Origin of the sequence: Ruminococcus sp. RTP21359st1_H3_RTP21359_211015, assembly GCF_040909065.1 — a bacterium.
Taxonomy (GTDB): domain Bacteria; phylum Bacillota; class Clostridia; order Oscillospirales; family Ruminococcaceae; genus Hominimerdicola; species Hominimerdicola aceti.
Window position 1 is genome coordinate 48,793 of record NZ_JBDGDD010000018.1, and the last position, 18,618, is coordinate 67,410.

The 18,618-nt window shown below is 44.8% G+C and carries 17 protein-coding genes; 15 read left to right on the plus strand and 2 right to left on the minus strand.

Features of this window, described 5'->3' with window-relative positions; genetic code table 11:
• Positions 1–54: 54 nt before the first annotated feature.
• Positions 55–411, minus strand: a complete 357-nt coding sequence (locus AB5Z01_RS08870) for a hypothetical protein (protein WP_287215230.1) — start codon at positions 409–411, stop codon at positions 55–57.
• Between the two features lie 612 nt (positions 412–1,023).
• On the opposite strand from AB5Z01_RS08870, the gene rny reads away from it, so the two are divergent.
• The 13 genes from rny (at position 1,024) to rpiB (ending at position 15,141) form a co-directional block, all read left to right on the plus strand.
• Complete coding sequence (gene rny / locus AB5Z01_RS08875; protein ID WP_038670686.1) at positions 1,024–2,589, plus strand: ribonuclease Y; 1,566 nt, start codon at positions 1,024–1,026, stop codon at positions 2,587–2,589.
• Positions 2,590–2,763: 174 nt separating this feature from the next.
• Positions 2,764–4,263, plus strand: coding sequence for an O-antigen ligase (locus AB5Z01_RS08880; protein ID WP_195220424.1), 1,500 nt, complete (start codon positions 2,764–2,766; stop codon positions 4,261–4,263).
• Between the two features lie 408 nt (positions 4,264–4,671).
• Positions 4,672–5,541, plus strand: a complete 870-nt coding sequence (locus AB5Z01_RS08885; protein WP_195220422.1) for a prohibitin family protein — start codon at positions 4,672–4,674, stop codon at positions 5,539–5,541.
• 209 nt (positions 5,542–5,750) lie between these two features.
• Positions 5,751–6,035, plus strand: coding sequence for a hypothetical protein (locus AB5Z01_RS08890; protein WP_195220420.1), 285 nt, complete (start codon positions 5,751–5,753; stop codon positions 6,033–6,035).
• A 15-nt stretch (positions 6,036–6,050) separates the two neighbouring features.
• On the plus strand, positions 6,051–7,151 hold the full coding sequence (locus AB5Z01_RS08895) for a hypothetical protein (RefSeq protein WP_287216303.1): 1,101 nt from the start codon (positions 6,051–6,053) through the stop codon (positions 7,149–7,151).
• 17 nt (positions 7,152–7,168) lie between these two features.
• Positions 7,169–7,888, plus strand: coding sequence for a hypothetical protein (locus AB5Z01_RS08900; protein ID WP_195220418.1), 720 nt, complete (start codon positions 7,169–7,171; stop codon positions 7,886–7,888).
• Positions 7,889–7,943: 55 nt separating this feature from the next.
• The gene (locus tag AB5Z01_RS08905) at positions 7,944–9,404 is read left to right on the plus strand and encodes an SPFH domain-containing protein (RefSeq protein ID WP_046441472.1); all 1,461 of its coding nucleotides are present in this window, start codon (positions 7,944–7,946) and stop codon (positions 9,402–9,404) included.
• 206 nt (positions 9,405–9,610) lie between these two features.
• Positions 9,611–11,281: a formate--tetrahydrofolate ligase gene (locus AB5Z01_RS08910; RefSeq protein WP_287216302.1), complete on the plus strand. Its 1,671-nt coding sequence runs from the start codon at positions 9,611–9,613 to the stop codon at positions 11,279–11,281.
• Positions 11,282–11,585: 304 nt separating this feature from the next.
• A complete protein-coding gene (locus AB5Z01_RS08915) occupies positions 11,586–12,764 on the plus strand; it encodes a DUF3810 domain-containing protein (RefSeq protein WP_287216301.1) in 1,179 nt (392 codons plus the stop codon).
• Positions 12,764–13,561, plus strand: coding sequence for a hypothetical protein (locus AB5Z01_RS08920; RefSeq protein WP_287216300.1), 798 nt, complete (start codon positions 12,764–12,766; stop codon positions 13,559–13,561). The genes AB5Z01_RS08915 and AB5Z01_RS08920 overlap by 1 nt, the downstream gene beginning before the upstream one ends.
• 4 nt (positions 13,562–13,565) lie before the next feature.
• Entirely contained in the window at positions 13,566–14,021 is a 456-nt protein-coding gene (tsaE, locus tag AB5Z01_RS08925) for a tRNA (adenosine(37)-N6)-threonylcarbamoyltransferase complex ATPase subunit type 1 TsaE (protein WP_022287994.1), read from the plus strand.
• Complete coding sequence (gene tsaB / locus AB5Z01_RS08930; protein WP_287216299.1) at positions 14,002–14,691, plus strand: tRNA (adenosine(37)-N6)-threonylcarbamoyltransferase complex dimerization subunit type 1 TsaB; 690 nt, start codon at positions 14,002–14,004, stop codon at positions 14,689–14,691. The genes tsaE and tsaB overlap by 20 nt, the downstream gene beginning before the upstream one ends.
• Positions 14,692–14,703: 12 nt before the next feature.
• Positions 14,704–15,141 carry a ribose 5-phosphate isomerase B gene (rpiB, locus tag AB5Z01_RS08935; protein WP_022287992.1) on the plus strand — a complete coding sequence of 146 codons (438 nt, stop codon included), beginning with the start codon at positions 14,704–14,706 and terminating at the stop codon, positions 15,139–15,141.
• A 186-nt stretch (positions 15,142–15,327) separates the two neighbouring features.
• Here the strand turns inward: rpiB and AB5Z01_RS08940 are convergent, their stop codons facing one another.
• Positions 15,328–16,626, minus strand: a complete 1,299-nt coding sequence (locus tag AB5Z01_RS08940; protein WP_287216298.1) for an O-acetylhomoserine aminocarboxypropyltransferase/cysteine synthase family protein — start codon at positions 16,624–16,626, stop codon at positions 15,328–15,330.
• Positions 16,627–17,527: 901 nt separating this feature from the next.
• Between AB5Z01_RS08940 and AB5Z01_RS08945 the strand changes: the two genes are divergently transcribed.
• A complete protein-coding gene (locus AB5Z01_RS08945; RefSeq protein ID WP_022288072.1) occupies positions 17,528–18,103 on the plus strand; it encodes a biotin transporter BioY in 576 nt (191 codons plus the stop codon).
• Positions 18,084–18,515, plus strand: coding sequence for a DUF1284 domain-containing protein (locus AB5Z01_RS08950; protein ID WP_287216297.1), 432 nt, complete (start codon positions 18,084–18,086; stop codon positions 18,513–18,515). Before AB5Z01_RS08945 ends, AB5Z01_RS08950 begins: the two co-directional genes overlap by 20 nt.
• Positions 18,516–18,618: the final 103 nt, after the last annotated feature.

Genomic DNA, 18,618 nt, shown 5'->3' on the forward strand with positions numbered 1-18,618 from the left:
GTCACATATCACACGTTTTTTTGTGGGCGACCTCAGGTCGCCCCTACAGGCATATTATTTGAAGTTCAGCAGTTCAGTATACTGTGAAACATACACATATATCCAGAAGCAAAGAAGCACTACGCTCAGCACCGTTGAAATGTCGCTCAAAATGTGCCTTGCCCTTTCTTTGATAGCCCATTGCCTGGAGCCGTCTTTTTTCACCCTGCAAACAAGCTGAGAGAAAAATGTGTTGAACCAGTATGATACTATCCATATGGGCAGAAAGGTGAGAAACCCTTGCTTGTCGGATATAGTCCCGTTCCATGATAACCAGCAAACATATCCCGCTGCACCATAAGCGCAAAACCCAATGGTATAGCAAATGATCGCAAGGATACGCCTTGTTTTCATGGCTTTCCTGTCTTTCATAGTATCATCACCCTCTTACATAACAAAAAAGTCCCATAGGATACAAATATCCTATGGGACGATGATATCGTGGTTCCACCCAACTTCATGCGCAGTTTCCTGCACAACTCATTAGCCGCTCCTTTAACGCTGAGCCTGCGGCGTGTATTAAACGCACTCAGGGGCGGTATCCTCACTCTGCATAGTCCTGCACCGCTCACAGCTCGTATAAAAACGTGCGGCGCTCTCTGAAAAGACCTTTCGCCGAGGGGCTTCCCCGTCAAAGCTTTCAAGTATAACTGCAAAAGACTTTATCTTTTACTTCAGTTAACATTTTAACACCTCTTCACCCGCTTGTCAAGGGGTTTGTTAGAAAATATATAATTTTGTGGATTTAACTAAAAAAATTCTTGACAACAGAGAAGTTTTATTATACAATAATATTATGCATTATTATTTTTATATAACTGAAAGATGAAGTATAGTTTTTTGTATTATTCTGATGTTTTTTATAAAATAAATTTTGCAATTTTGTATCTTTACAATTTAATATCAGGTGGATATCTTTTTTCATGCGTTTTTTACGCACAAAATATGGATATCCATACTTTCTAAGAAGGAGGAAAGCTATACATGGAACCAGGTATTGCTATTCTACTATGTGTAGTTGCTCTTGTTCTTGGTGCCGGTGTGAGCGGATTTATCTGCTTCAAACAGGGTATAAGCTATCGCAAAAAGACAGCCGAAGCTGCTGTAGGCTCTGCGGAAAAGGAAGCAGAGCGTATCGTTGACGACGCAAAGAAAAACGCTGAAACTCTGAAAAAAGAGGCATTGATCGAGGCGAAAGACGAGATCCACAAGTCACGCCAGGAAACGGAAAAAGAGCTTAAAGAGAGAAGGATCGAAGTTTCCAGACAGGAAAGACGTGTTCAGCAGAAAGAGGAGTCTATCGACAGAAAGCTCGATAATTTGGAGAAAAAGGAAGAAACTCTCCAGAACAAGCTGAAAAATGCTGACGAAAAGGTGGCTGAGGCTGACAGGATCAAGAAGTCACAGCTCGATATGCTTGAAAAGATATCTCAGTTCACTGTTGATCAGGCTAAGGATTATCTGCTTTCAAAGCTGGACGAGGATCTGGTGCATGAAAAGGCTGTGAGGGTCACAAACTTTGAAAATCAGGTGAAGGATGACTGTGAGGCTAAGGCCAGACAGTATATTTCGCTTGCTATCTCAAGGTGTGCCGCCGATCAGGTGTCTGAATCAGCAGTGTCAGTCGTTGCATTGCCTAATGATGAGATGAAGGGCAGGATAATCGGACGTGAGGGAAGAAATATCAGAACTATCGAAACTCTCACAGGCGTTGATCTTATCATTGACGATACTCCTGAGGCTATCACCATCTCGTGCTTTGATCAGGTGAGAAGAGAGGTCGCAAGGATCGCACTTGAAAAGCTTATCCAGGACGGACGTATACACCCTACACGCATTGAGGAAATGGTAGAAAAGGCTAAGCGTGAAGTTGAGCTGAAGATCAAGCAGGAGGGCGAGAGAGCTATTCTCGAAACCAATGTTCACGGCGTGAACCACGAGCTTGTTAAGCTTCTTGGACGTCTGCGCTATAGAACGAGCTATAGACAGAACGTGCTTAACCACTCTATTGAAGTCGCTCACCTTGCAGGAATGATGGCGTCAGAGCTTGGCGTTGACGCAAATCTGGCAAGAAGAGCAGGACTGCTCCACGATATAGGAAAGGCTCTCAGCTATGAGATAGAAGGCTCGCACGTTCAGATAGGTGTTGACGTATGTAAGAAGTACAAGGAAAGCCCTGAAGTTATTCATGCTATCGAGGCTCACCATGGCGACGTTGAAACAAGAACTGTTGTTGCGGCACTTGTTCAGGCGGCAGACGCAATAAGCGCCGCTAGACCGGGAGCAAGAAGCGAGAACTATGAGAACTATATCAAGAGGCTCCAGAAGCTTGAGGAGATCTGCACGTCCTACGAGGGCGTTGAGAAATCCTTTGCTATACAGGCAGGTCGTGAGGTTCGTATCATGGTACAGCCTGAGAAGATCAACGATGAAAAAATGGTGCTCGTTGCTCGTGAGATCGCTAAGAGGATCGAAACTGAAATGGATTATCCGGGACAGATCAAGGTCAATCTTATCCGTGAGAGCAGAGCTATCGAATACGCAAAGTAAATTGTGTAAACAGCGGGCAGACTTTAGGATTTGCCTGCTTTTTTTATTTCCCACTCTGTTTTTAATGAGGAATGAGGAGTGAGGAATGAGGAATTAAGGTATCGCCTGCGGCGATGTATTTTTAATTTTCAATCATAAAATAATAAAATATCTATGCTTTTTGGGGGATTTTTTATGTCAAAAGCAAAAGAGAAAAAAGAGGTCACTACCAATCAAGGTAAAAAGCACCTTTTCGGCAGTTCGGAAAAGTCGGATTTTATTCTGAATATGTCTGCCGAGTCTGCACAAAAGCTGTGCGGAGTTTACAGCATTATAGCTGTGCTTGTTCTGTGCGTTATCACAATTCCGTATTATTTCACACAGAATATCAAATACGGTATGGACGAAAGCGTCAACCGTACTCTTTATCTGAACGAAAAATTTATATTCTTTATATCTGCCGCTGTGCTTGCGGTCGGCTTTGTGGGATTTATCATTTTCCTTATTGCCAACATGAAAAAGCAGGTGGAGCTTAAAGACAACAAGAGCCTTATCGTACCACTTGCGGTGGTGCTTCTGTCGGTGATATCTTGCTTGCTTTCAGCGGATATCTTCACATCTTTCTACGGCTATCTCGACCGCTCTGAGGGTATGCTCACCATACTTGGCTATTGGGGACTTTTTGCCGCAGGAATGACAGTTACAGCTGACGACCGCAGGATAAAGCTTTCAGACTTTATCGTAGGAATAGGCGCATTTGAAGCTATCGTGGGAATTTTGCAGGCTATACCTGCTACCGCAAAAATAGTTCCAAACTATTTCAAAGAGATATTCTCGGGCTTCTCATCAGGCGGTATGACCTATACAAAGGAATATATCGCAACAGGCTTTTTGTGTACGCCTTTTGCATTGGCGGCAGTGCTTACAGTGATATCTGCCTTTGCACTTAATGGTATGCTCTATGATGATAAAAAGGCAAGAAAGATATTCTATGCTATCTCCCTTGCACTTATGACAGCGGCTGATATCCTCGCCTGCGTTGTCCCTGCTATCTTGGGACTTGGTGCGGTTTATGTTATATCTCTTATTATTGCCGCTGTAAAGTCGGGCTTTGCAAAGGATAAGAAGCCTTTTATAGCCTGCCTTGTGGCTTTTATAGTCGCAGGAGGGATCTTTGCTGGACTTTTCGCCTCAAACGAGTTCAGACTTATGGACGAGAAAATAATCTTCCATGACAGCTTCGACAGACTTTCTATCACAGGCACAGGCAGAGGCGATGATACCGAACAGTGGATATATCCTTATCTGTGGGACGACGGAATGTATACTGCCGAGCAAAACCTTATCTGGGGAACCGGTCCAGACAACTGGGGAACGATATTCGAGTCGGGTGCTATAATAGACCGCTCTTATAATGAGTATATCGACCTTTTGCAGTCAAGAGGACTCATCATTTTTGCACTTACAATAGTATTCCTTATTATGACTATAGTAAAAATGTGCAAGCTCGTAGCAGGCTTTATGAAAGACAAAAACGGCTGGACAGGCTGTGCAGTATCAGCGGCGGTTCTTTGCTATCTGATACAGGCGTTTTTCAACATAAGTTCTGTTACCTCATCACCATACTTCTGGATCGCGGCTGGACTTGTGTGGAGTTTCACAGCGGTAAAATCCAGTGCAAAGAAAAAGAGTTAACAAACCTATCTGTAGGGGCGACCTTGGGTCGCCCGCTCTTTCATCAATACATTGATAAAAAATTCGGACGCAGTAAAATGAGTCCGATTTTTTTATGCCTTTTTGCAGACAATGATATAAACATATTAGCTTTTACATATATTGAAATATGGCTATAGACCTGTGCCGAGTTTTTTCGCCCATAAATAACGAGTGGATTTGAACGAACGAGAATAGGTAAGATTGTAAGAGATACAGCGAGCTAAATCAAAAAATTTGTTCACTGCTGACTTCCGCTGACTTCCCCGAACTTTGTCGGACTTTGCTAATTTGTAAGGCTTATGATATAATCATATTAAACCAAAGGACAGAAAACCTTTGGTTAGACGGCAAGTCGAAAGACTTTGTTTTATACGAAAGGAAAAAATCATGAGCAAAGAAAAGGTCATTGACATTTCAACAAGAAAAACAGGAAAGATCGTTGGCATTTGTGCGACGGCAGTTGCGGCTATAATAGTGGTCGTATCCTCCGTGTCCATAGTTCCGGCAGGCTGTACGGGCGTTGTGACGACCTTCGGCAAGGTATCAGACACTGCACTCAACGAAGGATTGCATCTGAAAGTGCCTTTTGCACAGCGTGTAACAACAGTGTCAAACAAGATACAAGTTTATCAGGCTGACGCTGACGCAGTTTCAAAGGACTTGCAGACTGTGAACTCTACCATAGCGGTGAACTTCCGAATAAAGTCGGCTTCTTCTGCAAGCATTTTCAAGAATATCGGCTCAGATTACGAGAACGTTATCCTTATGCCAACAGTGCAGGAATGTATGAAGTCGGTATGTGCAAAATATACGGCTGAACAGCTTATCACTGACAGAGCGCAGGTGGGCGAGGAAATAAAGGCACAGCTCGTTTCAAAGGTGGACGAATACGGTATCGAGATAGAGAAATTCAACATTGTGAATTTTGATTTCTCATCTGAATTTAATGAAGCCATAGAGGCAAAGCAGGTAGCAGAGCAGAATCTTTTGAAAACAAAGACCGAGCAGGAGCAGGCTATAGTTGTAGCTGAGGCGGAGGCTAAGAAAAAGGTTATTGCCGCAGACGCTGAGGCAACTTCCATAAAGACCAAGGCTGAAGCTCAGGCAGAAGCCAACAAGACTATCTCTGAATCTCTTTCAAACGAGCTTATAAAGTATCAGACCATCGATAAGTGGGACGGCGTTCTGCCTAAGGTGGCTAATGACGCAAACCCTCTGATATCTCTTGACCTTGACGAGCAGAAAACCGCTGAATAACGCTGATTCCTGACAGAACGGCTGTCAATCGTTAAAAACACCAATGAAAGGTATAAAAATATGTTTAAATGGACAAAAAAGAATTTTTTTTGAACGTTGTATGACATATTTCTTGACATGAAAAGCGTTTTCTGTTATCATAAATATATGTGAACATATTTTACTTTTATGGCATAAGGCTGTAAAATATGGAGTTGGGAGGAGAAAAAATGTTGAAAAAGCTATACCGCACATTAGGCTTTGCACTTATTTCCTGCAATTTGTGTTTCACCCCTGTCATGGCATATGCCGACAGCAGTGTGAGCGTGGGAACAAATATGTGCTTTGCTATACCGGGAGGACTTATAACAGGCTTTGTGCTTGTTTCAATGAGCCGTACAAAACAGAAAGCTACCAAGGCAGATAAATACATAAAGAGTAATCTTAAACTCAATGGGCGTAACGACACCTATCTGCGTACCACCACTGATAAGACTAAGATAAAAGACGATTGATAGGGGGTACGAAAAATGGCTGTTAATATTTCTTATAAATGCCCTAACTGCGGAGCGGAGCTTTTCTGGAGTGCTGACAAAAACTGCTGGGCATGTGAATACTGCGACGGACAGTTTACTTTGAAAGACCTTGAAGAAGCAGGCGGTGACGCTAAAAAGGCGGAGGAACTCAACAAGGATAACGTTGAAAAGCATGAAGAGGTCGATAAGGACGAATACAGTATGTCAAATGACGGAACTGTAGGAAATGACCTTGTAAAGTATACCTGCTCACACTGCGGAGCGGAGATAATCACCGACCACTCAACTGCAGCAACAGTTTGCGTTTACTGCGGAAATGCGGTAATAATGGGAGAGCAGATAATAGACAATTTCTCCCCTGACTATGTTATACCTTTCAAAGTGCCGAAAACTCAGGTAATGGACGCTTTCAAAAAATTCAGCAATAAGCCTCTTACACCGAAAGATTTCAACTGCGATAGGGTAGTGGACAAGATGCAGGGCGTTTATATCCCGTTTTGGCTCTATTCAGGAAACTGCGAAGGCTCTATTACTGCAGAGGGTATAAACACAAGAACATGGACTTCCGGAAACTACAGATACACTGAGAAAAAGTATTATTCAGTTTACAGAAACGGAACCCTCGATTTCAAAGCTGTTCCTGTGGATGCTTCTTCAAAGACTGACGATGACGCTATGGACTCTATCGAGCCTTTTGATTACTCGGAAATGACAGCGTTCAACCCAGGTTATCTTTCGGGATATCTTGCAGAAAGATATGACGAGGATAAGGATAAGTGCCTGCCTAGGGCTAAAGAACGTATCGAGAACACAACTCGTGACGAACTTAGAAATACTTGTAACTACAACAGCGTAAACGTTCAGTCATATGAAAAGCACACCGAGATAAAGGACGTTAAATATGCTATGCTTCCAACATGGCTTTTGTATACAACCTATCAGGATAAGCCTTATTTCTTTGCAATGAATGGTCAGACAGGTAAATTTATCGGAAACCTGCCTATAAGCAAGGGAAAGCTTGTGGCTTACTCGCTTCTTGGGGGCGTGGGCGGATATATTATCGGAGCTATACTTCAGATAATGGGAATATTCTAGTAGGGGGTATCAGCTAAATGCCTGAAATATCAACGGCACTTATAATAAAAATAATAGTTATAGTGGTCGCCATAGGCGGTGGTATAGCGGTGATATATTCTGTGAAAAAAGCGGTATCGAACACCATTGGCAGACAACTGAGCCGTGCCAACGACCTGCTAAGGACCATAAATGACGCAACTGAGGAAAGACAGAACAACGCCATGCAGTTTACTTATGTTGATCCTAATGTGGTGAACAACATAAAGAGAGATTTTCCTGACTATGATGAAAATATAGCAAGGAGCATAGTGGAAAATACTGTGATGAAATATTTTCTTGTTATAAACGGAGAAGCAAGCGAGAATCAGCTTGAATACTGTACCGAAGCGTTCAAGCAGAGAGCAGCCACGATGGCAAAAGACAACTTGTCAACGGTTACGCCAAAGCATTATGACGATATACATATCCACAAGTCGCAGGTGGCGTCTTATCATAGAGATCATGACGCTGCAACGGCAAAGTTTCAGGTATCTCTTGAATACAAGCTCAACGGGATAAAGGCACAGCACATTTATGAGGCGGATTATTCATACTATCTTTCAATGGGGATAGAGGGCGAAAACGCCAGCCTTATATGTCAGTTCTGCGGAGCACCTGTGGACACCGCAGGTTCGGTTTGTCCTTACTGCGGTTCTGAGATACACAGCTCTGTAGAGCGCACATGGAAAGTCAGCAGGATATCCATGCTGAGATAGACAAGTTTAAAACCCCTTGGGGTGAAATAATACAGACAACGAAAGGAATTTAACTATGGGACTTATTAAGATGTTTACATCAGCAGTCGGCTCAACATTTGCCGATCAGGTAGTAGAGTACTTCAGATGTGAGGATATGTCAACTAAGATACTCTGCCAGCCGGCTACTCTTGTTAAGAGAGGAAAGACTGTGAACAACGGCACAGAGGGCGTTATCTCAAACGGTTCACGCTTTGACGTTGCGGTAAATCAGGCGGCTTTGCTTATCGAGAATGGCAGAGTACACGATTTTGTTATTGGTACACAGGAAACAGCGGGTCAGTATAAGTATGATTCAACTGTATCTCCGTCACTTCTTGGCGGCGGCTGGGGTGACCTTGGCGCTTCTATCAAGGAGATAGGCAGAAGATTTACAGCAGGTGGTCAGGCTATGAACACCATGCGTCTTATCTACATAAACCTCAGACCTCTGCCTGGAAACAAGATAGGCTTCGGCAAGATACCATTCAGAGACGGCGAAATGAACCTCACTCTTAACGCACAGGGTCATGGTCAGTATGAACTTCAGATCGTAAACCCTATGAACTTCTATGAGAACGTTGTTCAGAACGTAAATAAGGTACTTACTGTTGACAGCCCTGACGGCGTGGCAGTTCTCGGCCAGCTTAAGGCTGACATGACACCTAAGTTCCAGAAGGCTCTTACAAGGATATCTGCTCAGAAAATACCATACGATCAGCTTGGTCTTTATCCTGATGAGCTTGCTGAAGCAATGAATGCAGAGCTTGAAGAAAAGTGGGCTACAAAGGGTGTTAAGATAACAAGCCTTGCTATTGAGCTGAACGTGGACGAAGAGTCAAAGCAGAGAATCGCAAAATTCCAGGAGGCAAAAACTGTTGGAAGTGATCCTTCAATGCTCTATGCTATGGACAGAATGTCTATCAACAAGGCAAGAGAGGCAGCGGCAAGCAACTCAAACGGTGTTATGGCAGGCTTTATGGGCATGGGCATGGCAGGCGGCATGATGGGTCAGCCAATGGACGCAACAATGTATCAGCAGCAGATGCAGCAGAACATGATGAATCAGCAGGCTGCACAGGCAGCTCCACAGCAGGCAGCTCCAGCAGCTGCACCAACACAGGCTGCACCTGAGAACGGCTGGACTTGTGCTTGCGGAACAACAAACACAGGAAAATTCTGTGCAAACTGCGGACAGCCTAAGCCTGAGCCAAAGCCGGCAGCAGACAGCTGGAAGTGTTCATGCGGCACAGAGAACACAGGAAAGTTCTGTGCAAACTGCGGTTCGCCAAAGCCTGAGCAGCCAGTAGGCTGGACTTGCTCATGCGGAGCAGTGAACAAGGGTAAATTCTGCGCTGAGTGCGGAAAGCCAAAGCCTGCATCAGAGCCGCTTTACAAGTGTGACAAGTGCGGCTGGGAGCCTGAAGATCCTAAAAATCCTCCTAAGTTCTGCCCGGAATGTGGAGATCCATTTAACGATAACGATATTCAGAAATAATTCTTATAGTTATTTTGAGCCGTCCTGCGGAATGCGGGGCGGCTCTTTTTTGTGGGGCGATGTTCGGAAATGTGTCGGTTTATATAGTTTGTTTACATATGAAATATTGAAATCATCACGGATATGTGATATAATATATAGTGTATGATATTTTATATGGGTCTTTACCGATATACTAAAAATTTTTCCGAAAGGACTTGATCTAAATGCTGTCAGATATCGAAATCGCAAAGCAGGCGAAAATGCTCAAAATTGGGGAGGTCGCTGCTAAGCTCGGCATCTCAGAAGATGAATATGAGCCTTATGGTCACTACAAGGCTAAGCTTTCTGAGTCGCTTTATGCTAAAACTAAAAATGATCCAGATGGTAAGCTTATTCTTGTTACCGCTATAAACCCTACGCCTGCAGGAGAGGGCAAGACCACTATTTCCGTTGGATTGGCTGAGTCTATGAACAAGATAGGCAAGAAAGCTATACTCGCTCTGAGAGAACCTTCTCTTGGCCCTGTTTTTGGTATCAAGGGCGGTGCGGCTGGCGGTGGATACGCTCAGGTCGTTCCTATGGAAGACATCAATTTGCACTTCACAGGAGATATGCACGCTATAACTGCGGCTAACAACCTGCTCTGCGCACTTATCGACAACCATATGCAGCAGGGAAATGAGCTTCACATTGACCAGAGAAGGATACTTTTCAAGCGCTGCCTTGACATGAATGACAGAGCGCTGAGAGATATTGTTATCGGTCTTGGCTCAAAGGTGAATGGTATTCCTAGAGAGGATTCTTTCCAGATAACTGTCGCTTCTGAGATAATGGCTATTCTTTGCCTAGCTTCCAATCTGGCTGATCTTAAGGCTAGAATTGAGAAGATACTCGTTGCTTACACAACTGACGGAAAGCCTGTTTATGCTAAGGATATAGGCGGTTGCGGTGCTATGACTGCTTTGCTGAAAGACGCTCTGAAGCCTAACCTTGTTCAGACGCTTGAGAACAATCCTGCTCTTATCCATGGCGGTCCATTCGCTAATATCGCTCACGGCTGTAACTCAGTAAGAGCCACAAAGCTTGCTTTGAAGCTTGCTGACTACACTATCACTGAGGCTGGTTTCGGCTCTGACCTTGGCGCTGAGAAATTCTTTGATATCAAGTGCAGATACGCTGGTCTTAAACCAAGTTGCGTAGTTCTGGTGGCTACTGTAAGGGCATTGAAATACAATGGCGGTGTTCCGAAAACTGAGCTTACTAACGAAAATGTTGAGGCTCTCGAAAAGGGTATCGTAAACCTGAAAACTCATATTGAGAATATGCACAAGTTCGGTGTGCCTGTAGTGGTGGCTATAAACAGATTCCATACTGATACTGAGGCTGAGCTGGCTGTTATCGAGAGAGTTTGCGGTGAAATGGGTGTTGAGTTCTCACTTGCTGAGATTTTTGCAAAAGGCTCTGAGGGCGGTATCGACCTTGCGGAAAAGGTTTGCAAGACTATCGAAACAAAGCCTTCTGAGTTCAAGCCACTTTATGACGAGAAGCTCCCTATCAAGGATAAGCTTGATATACTTGCGAAAGAGATATACCGTGCAAACGGCGTGATCTATACAAAGCAGGCTGAAAAGGCTATAAAGGAGATTACTGACCTTGGATTCGGGGATATCCCTGTTTGCGTGGCTAAGACGCAGTATTCACTGTCTGACGACCCGACAAAGCTTGGCAAGCCTGAGAATTATGAGATAACAGTAAGAGATGTAAGGCTTTCAGCCGGTGCAGGATTTGTGGTAGCTTATACGGGCGATATTATGACAATGCCTGGTCTGCCTAAGAAGCCTGCGGCTTATAATATTGATTGCGATAATGAGGGCAATATCTACGGATTGTTCTAAGCCGTTTAAGTGAGGAGTGAGGAATTGGCATAGCCGACCGAACAAGTCACTTTGATAGAGTAAATACCGAGCGGAGCGATTTTGCGGCGTGGCAAATGTAGGGGACGGCGCCCGCGACGTCCCGTTTTTTGGAGCGACGAGGTTTGAATTTATACAAACCATGTAGGCGACTAAGACGAGCGAACGCTGTTCGCCCCTACACGATTTGTGCGATAAGATAATTTGTAGGTAAGCAGATAATAAGTCGGGTAAACAGGCGTGTTGAGATAGCAGAGTGAAAAAACATGAACCGAGGTGAGCGGCAGTGACAGATACAGCGGTGAAAAAGAGTGCGGAAAGTGTGAAAATGCCTGAGAACGGCAAGAAAAAACATCTCTCCTGGCAGGTCATTGCCTGCGTTTGCCTTGTGGCAGTCAGCGTTGTGCTGAACGTGATCGCCTGGAAAAGTACGGCGTTCTGCGACTGGTATACGGCTCACGTTTTTCCAATTTGGGAAAATACATATGGCAGGCTCACTTCGCTGTTGCCGTTCTCTTTTGGCGAACTGCTTATTGCGGTAGCAGTTTTCGGTATTCCGCTTTCGCTGGTGGCTATGCTGGTGCTTGTGATAGTCAGAAAAGGCAAGAGAAAGAAAACTGCGAAAATTTTCGGGCTTGTTTATATGTGGATAGTCACTTTTGTGGTGACGGTGCAGACCTTTAACTGCTTTGTTCTTTATCATTGTTCAAGCTTTGCAGAGCTTAATGGCATACCCACTGAACAGCACACTAGGACGGAGCTTGAAGCTCTTGGCAACAAGCTTGTTACGGAGATAAATGCGCTTAGCAAAGAGGTGGAGCGTGACAGCAAGGGAAAATTCGTGCTGACCGCTGACCTTGACAAGACGGCTCAGGAGGCCATGCGTGGGCTTGGAAGCGAATTTAAAAACCTCGAGGGATTTTATGTCACTCCGAAAGCTATAAAATGCTCGTTCTTTATGAGCCAAATGGACCTTATGGGCATCTATTTCCCGTTCTCTATGGAGGCGAACTACAATCAGGATATGTATAAGGCGAAGCTTCCTGACACTATCTGCCATGAGCTTGCTCATACGAAAGGCTACATTCAGGAGGACGAGGCGAACTTTATCGCCTTTATGGCGTGCGACAGATCGAATAATGCGGATTACCGCTATTCGGGCTATCTGGCGGCGCTTGGCGAGGTTAGAAACAAGATTTTTGACTACGCTTCTGACGATAAGAAGATAGAATTTGACAGCTCTATCTGCGACGAGGTGTGGGCTGATATGGAAGCAAACTGGGACTACTGGCGGAGCGTTGACGAGGCTAAGGACACTGTTTTCGACAGCGAGGCAGTGGGGGAGATATCTGACAAGGCAATGGAAAAATCTCTGAAGCTCAACGGCGTTGAGGACGGCAAGCAGTCCTATGGCAGAATGGTGGATCTTATGCTAAACTACTTCAAGGACAAGGGTGAGCTGTGATGAAAATTCTTGCGGTCATTCTGTTTCTCGGGATAATGCTCAGTTCATGCGGAAACAAGGCGGACAGTGAAAGGCTCAATGATTCGGCTTTTACCACTACTGCGGAAAGCTCTGTGGTGGATAGTGACAGCATGGACGTTGACGAAAGCTCGCAGGTCGGTGATGAGAGCGATATTCAGGGCGACAGCTCGGAGGACGATATGAAGTGGCGGCTTTTTGAGGACACTTACAAGGAAACTGACAGCGGCAGGGCTGCGGAAAATTATGCTCACAACAAGGGCATAAAGATAGAGGGCTTTGTGAAATACGGGCAGGAAAATCCCCCAGTGTGCGATCTGATGCTTGGCGAAAACAGGTTCGCAGGTGTAGGCTGTGAGGTCATTGCGGCTTATAATTATCTCACATACGAGGGCTTTGAGCCTGACATGGCAAAGCTTGCTTATGATTTTGAGAAAAATGCTCTTATTGCGGCGGACGGCTCGCTGGGTTCTAATCCTAGGAAAATAAGCGGTCTTTTTAAGGCAATGGGAGTGGGATACAAGAGATTTTATAAGGCTGATGAGGCTCAGGCGGCTGTTGAAGAGGGCAAGCCTGTGATAGTTTCTTACCATATCGGGTTGAATATTTTCAGCGGTATCCACACGGTTTTCGCTGTTAAAGAGGAGGGCAGGCTGTATGTTTACAACTGCTACAATTCAGCGGCGGACAAGACAGAGGTGGAGAGCATTTATCAGCTTATGAATAAAAACAGCCTTTTTATTGTGGGCTACACGGAAGATGACGGTCAAATGAGGTGATAGGTTGACAAAGGTATATAAAACATCATCTGCGGCGGAAACTATCGCTTTGGGTGAGGAGATAGGCAGACGGCTGAAAGGCGGCGATCTTATCGCTTACAGCGGCGGTCTTGGTGCAGGAAAGACTACTATTACCAGGGGGATCTCCATTGGCATGGGACTTGGTGACGAGGTGACTTCGCCCACGTTCGCACTGGTGAACGAATACCGTGGGGACAGGCTCAGCCTTATACACTTTGATATGTACCGCATAAATTCGGCGGACGATCTGGAAACTACAGGTTTTTTTGACTACATGGACGAAGACACTGTGCTTGCGGTGGAATGGTCGGAGAATATTGCTGAGGAGCTTCCTGAGGACGCTTTGAGGATAGATATTCAGCGCATTGACGAGGACAGCAGGGAGATAAGCATAACTGCACCTGAGGGGGATGATAGATTTGAAGATATTAGCTATTGACACAAGCGGAAAGGTCGCTTCGGTGGCGGTGACGGACGGAGAGAAGCTTCTTTGGGAGAAGTCTGTTTACACAAAGCTCACTCACTCCCAGGTGATATTGCCTATGGTGAAGCAGGCACTAGAGGAAACAGGGCTTACTTATACTGACCTTGATTGTGCGGCTATTGCAAAGGGTCCGGGGTCTTACACGGGACTTAGAATAGGCGTGGCGGCTGTAAAGGGAATGTGCTTTGGCTGTGAGAGCTTAAAAAGCGCAGGAGTTTCTACTCTGCTTTCGCTGGCTTACAACTGCATAGGCTTTGAGGGCAGGATAATTTCTGTTATGAGGGCAAGACCTAAGATAGTTTACGCAGGCGAGTTTCAGTGCAAAAACGGCGTTGTCACGAGGATATCTGCTGACAGAGTTTGCCCTGAGGAGGAAGTTTTTTCGGGAGAGTTTACTGAAAAGACAATGCTTGTGGGTGACTGTGCGTCAGAGATAAAGGCGAAATATTTCGCTGACAACGAAAATGTTCAGCTTGCAAGCTATGTGAACAGGCTGCAGAGGGCTTCGTCGCTGTGTCTTGCGGTGGAGGCTCAGCCTGAGATAATGGTTTCGGCGGACAGGCTGGAGGTATCATATTTGCAGGCTACAAAGGCGGAAAAGGATAAGGCACATAGGGATAAATAGGAGGAAATTAATATGAAAATTGCTATTGGCTGTGACCATGCAGGTCCTGAGCTTAAGGCGGAGATATTGGCACATTTGGACGAAAAGGGTGTGGAATACACTGATTTTGGTATTCAGGCAGGAGAGAAAGTGGACTATCCTGACAAGGCAAAGGAAGTTTGCGAGAAAGTGGCTTCGGGCGAATACGAAATGGGAATACTCATATGCGGCACTGGTATTGGAATGTCAATGAGCGCAAACAAGATAAAGGGAATAAGAGCGGCTTGCTGTTCGGATTATTTCTCTGCTAAGTATACAAGAGCGCATAATGACGCAAATGTGCTTTGCATTGGTGCGAGAGTGCTGGGTGCAGGCTTGGCTATCGAGCTGGTGGACGTTTTCCTTGAAACGGAGTTTGAGGGTGGCAGACATCAGAGGAGAGTGGATAAGATCTCTGAGCTGGAGAAGTAGTGAGAAATTAAGGTATCGCCTTGTGGCGAAGGATTATTTCTGACTTTTTGCATTATGGAGCAGGGTGGCTTGTTGTTGCCCTGCTTTTTTTATGGGTACAAAAACGGCTGACAAGCTTTTCGCCTGTCAGCCGTTTCTATATTGAGGTCTGTATTTAAGGTAAAAACCGTAATGGCAAGGTTTTTATTAGATAGCGTCGAATGCTTCTCTGAGATCGTAGATGATATCGTCGATATGCTCTGTACCGATAGAAAGTCTGATAGTATTTGGCTTGATACCCTGATCTGCAAGCTCTGCCTCGTTAAGCTCTGCGTGTGTTGTTGATGCTGGATGGATAACCAGTGACTTAACGTCTGCTACGTTTGCAAGGAGTGAGAAGAGTTTCAGGTGGTCGATGAAGTTCTGAGCTGTCTTTGCGTCGCCCTTTATCTCAAATGTGAAGATAGAACCACCGCCGTTAGGAAAATACTTCTTGTAAAGTGCCTGCTGGCTTGGATCGTCTGATACTGAAGGGTGATTTACCTTTTCTACCTTTGGGTGCTTGTTAAGGAAGTCAACTACCTTAAGTGCGTTCTCAACATGACGTTCAACTCTCAGGGACAGTGTTTCAAGACCCTGCAGGAAGATGAATGCGTGGATAGGTGAAAGTGTTGCACCTGTATCACGGAGAAGGATCGCACGGATACGAGTTACAAATGCTGCGCCAGGGGCTGCGTCTGCAAAGCTTACGCCGTGGTAGCTTGGGTTTGGTTCTGTGAGCTGTGGGAACTTGCCTGACTTCTTCCAGTCAAACTTGCCGCTTTCAACGATAACGCCGCCGATTGTTGTGCCGTGACCGCCGATAAACTTTGTTGCAGAATGGATAACGATATCTGCGCCGTACTCGATAGGTCTTACGAGATATGGAGTAGCGAATGTGCTGTCAACGAGAAGTGGGATATTGTGTGCGTGTGCGATATTTGCAATAGCTTCGATATCAACTACGTCTGAGTTAGGGTTGCCAAGAGTTTCGATATAGAGAGCCTTTGTGTTCTCCTTGATAGCCTTTTCAAAGTTAGCTGGGTCAAGCGGATCGACAAATGTTGTTGTAATGCCGTAATCAACAAGAGTGTGTGCAAGCAGGTTATATGTGCCGCCATAGATGTTCTTTGCAGCTACGATATGATCGCCTGCAAGGGCTACGTTCTCAATAGCGTATGTTACTGCTGCTGCGCCTGATGCCACTGCAAGAGCTGCTGTGCCGCCCTCGAGAGCTGCGATACGTCTTTCAAAAACGTCCTCAGTTGGGTTTGTAAGTCTGCCATAGATGTTGCCTGCGTCCTTGAGAGCGAATCTGTCAGCGGCATGCTGTGAGTTATGGAAAACGTATGATGATGTCTGATAAATAGGAACGGCTCTTGCATCTGTTACAGAGTCTGCTGTTTCCTGACCAACGTGGAGCTGGAGTGTTTCAAATTTAAGATTTCTTTCGTTTATTGCGCTCATTTTAAATTACCTCTTTCATTAAATTGATGTTTTTTAAATCCGATAAAAATTTTTGTTACTGAACTTTATGCTGATTTTAACAGCAACACATACAGCACATACACATTCGTGAATCGTACGCTGTTTTTAGTTTCAGTATTTTTACACTCATTTTCAACGCCTCATTTCAAATTCATATTAATCCTAGTCGTTTAGTATGTTTTAGCGTATCTATACTATACCACACCCATAGAGGAATGTCAATAGGTTTAAGATGATTTTTCGCATTTTTGTGAAAACTGATATTAATTCTATCAATTTAGTAGGATTTAAGGGCAAAATGCACAAGGGGAAGTGAGGAGTGAGGAATGAGGAATGAGGAATTGTCAAAGCTGAACAGAGTAGTGCTCAAGTACGAAGTAAAAGACAGCACCGAGCGTAGCGAGAGATAAAACGCAGGCTCAAGCCCGGCGTTAGAGGGCTTGCAGGGTCAAGGGACAGAGTCCCTTGTGGAGTTTGAGGCAAAGCCTCAATCGGCGACAGCCGACTAGGTGCAGATTTAATGAGAAAAAGCACGCAGAAGTTGTGCTTTATATAGATGTAGTATCGGAGCACAAAATCTGCACCGTTTTCCCTATCCCTTAGCAAAATGTAAATCCGCAAAGAGCGTAGCGATTTTGCGGTGGTATGAAGTTGCCCGAATAAACTGTAGGGGCTTGGCTCAATTTCTGTTTCACCGAAATGTGACAGCCCATTCGGAAGGGCAATGCCGTGTTTTCGCTGTTTGTTATTAAATTTGTATAAAACTATCGTTTGCCGACGTCTTATAATTGTATACCGAAATAAATATTTTTGGTTGACAATAGGCTAGGTATGTGATACAATATTAATTGTCAAATAAAAAGTAAAGGATAGGTTTACAATGAATAACAATGCTAAAAACAAAACAAAACAAATAGTCGGTATCGGAGTTATGACGGCTATAATCGCTGTACTTTCGCAGATAACTATTCCTCTTCCTACTCACGTTCCTGTTACGCTCCAGACTTTTGCTGTGGCTCTGGCAGGATATTTCCTTGGCTGGAAGGGCGGTGCTGTGTCTGCTCTGGTCTATGGTTTGCTGGGCGCTATCGGTGTGCCTGTGTTTGCAGGTTGGTCAGGCGGTTTCTCCGTTATCGTAGGATATACAGGTGGATTCATTTACGGATTTATCGTTATGGCTCTTCTTTGCGGTCTTGGTGCAAAGTTCTGCTCTGACAAGATAAGCGGTAAGGTCATCGCTATCGTGCTTGGTATCGCAGGTCTTGCTTGCGACCACCTGCTCGGTGCTATCCAGTACGCTATCGTTGCTAATATCTCTATTGGCAAGTCTATACTTCTTGTTTCTGTTCCTTATCTTGTAAAGGACGTTATCTCTGTTGTTGCTGCTTATCTTATCAGCATCGAGCTTGTAAGCAGACTTGCAAAGACAGGTTGCTATGCTTACAAGAGAGCCTGAGCTTAGATTTCATCATCTGCTGTGCCTGCCGCTTTTTCAGGGAAAAGGCTACAGTGACGGTTTTTCGGTGAATATGCAGTCTGTGAAAGACAGATTGGAGAGCGAGGACACTGCGGTGCGGTTTGTGTGCAGCGGAGATATGATATGTCAGCACTGCCCAAACAGGACGGAGGACGGTTGTTTGCTTGACGGCTGTGGCGGAACGGTGGCACAGAAAGACAGCGAGGTTTGCAGACTTTCTGAGATAGAATGTCACTCAGTGGAGAATTATCGCAGTGCGCTGACAATGCTGAGAAGCAAAATGGATAAAAAGGCATTTGATATACTATGCTCGGAATGTCGCTGGGCAAAGCTTGGTTTGTGCAGCTTTGAAAAGTGGCGTGAGGGCGTTGATGGATTGCTTTCTTCGTGACAGGTCACGTCTGTCATTTTTTACACAAAAGGCGCTGTAAAAAAAAGCGCAACAAAGCCCGTGGATTTCCTCGATATGGAAGCTCACGGGCTTTAATATATCA